The sequence below is a fragment of the Bartonella sp. OC16QHHD genome (assembly GCF_042194035.1).
Classification (GTDB): domain Bacteria; phylum Pseudomonadota; class Alphaproteobacteria; order Rhizobiales; family Rhizobiaceae; genus Bartonella.
On the sequence record NZ_JBHIMJ010000024.1, the window covers coordinates 1 to 1,171 of the forward strand.

Below are 1,171 nucleotides of genomic sequence, written 5' to 3' on the forward strand. Positions count from 1 at the left end.
TTCTTGTTCTTGCTTAACAAGGATACTATCTCTTACATCAGCAATTTCATTATTTGTTGCAAATAACTGTGAACCATTCACTGCTTGTTGTGAAGTCTCAGTGAGTGCCGCAGCCTTAACTTTCTTTATCTCTTTACCTCCAGCATCAATGCCCGCGGTCGTTATTTTCGGTCCATCAGTAATTACCAGACCTGTTGCATCTAAGGTATTCGTCCCTGCTTTTAAGCTCGTTAATACAACATCTTTAGCTAAATCAAATTTTACATTATTATCCTTATCGCCTTTTGTAATGTTAAGATTGGTACTGCCAGTAGAAAAATCTACTCCACTATCCATAATGACTGTTTTAGCATTTTTACCGTCAACAGACAGTTTCCAACCATTTTGTCTTACGACCCTTTCTAAGTCTTTTAATTGTATAACATTCACTGCATCTGCATCTTCACTACCAGCCGCTACACCTGTAATTTGTCGTGTTTTGCCAGCATCAACATCACCAACACTAACAGCACCTGACGTAGATTTCCAATAAGATACCTCATTCGTTGCAGGTCCCTGCAGCATAGANTCTAGTATGGCTTCCTATTGCAACACTCCCTTCCACCATCCCCAAAGCGTCGTGACCTAGCCCGATACTATCCAACGCCTGCGCTTTTGAATAGTAACCGATAGAAATGCCATTGTTAGCATTATCCCATACCGATGAACGCTGACCAATACCAATCCCATTTTCTCCTCGGACTTTAGCAACACGCCCTACGGCAATTGAATGATTACTCTTCGCAGTTGTATAATCATCTGGATATTTATCTGTAATATCATCAGAACCTATTGCGATACTATGCAGACCCAAAGAGTGCGCCGAGCGCCCTATAGAAATACTATTCAAACCTGTCGCCTCTGAACTATACCCCAAAACGATAGCATTTTTTTCTGTCGCCTTTGTAGAGGGACCTATAGCAACAGTATTGTCAGCGAATGCTTGTGCAGTAACACCAATAGCAATTCCCTGATAATTCTTAGCTTCAGATGATAAACCGATAGCTATTGTTCTTTCAGCTGACGCACGTGCAGCGACGTAAGAACAGTTTTTGCCTTTACCACAGTCATATGTTTGCTTATTGCCTATCGCAATAGACGACACAGAGGGCGCACTCGCCGCCTCACCCAA

General features: G+C 42.0%; 1 protein-coding gene and 1 pseudogene. Both read right to left on the minus strand.

Features of this window, described 5'->3' with window-relative positions:
* Nucleotides 1-564: pseudogene (locus ACFIK1_RS03730) on the minus strand (hypothetical protein); the annotation flags it as partial.
* Nucleotides 539-1,171: hypothetical protein (locus ACFIK1_RS03735; RefSeq protein ID WP_375662118.1), on the minus strand; the 633-nt coding region annotated here is incomplete at its 5' end. The pseudogene ACFIK1_RS03730 and the gene ACFIK1_RS03735, both read right to left, overlap by 26 nt.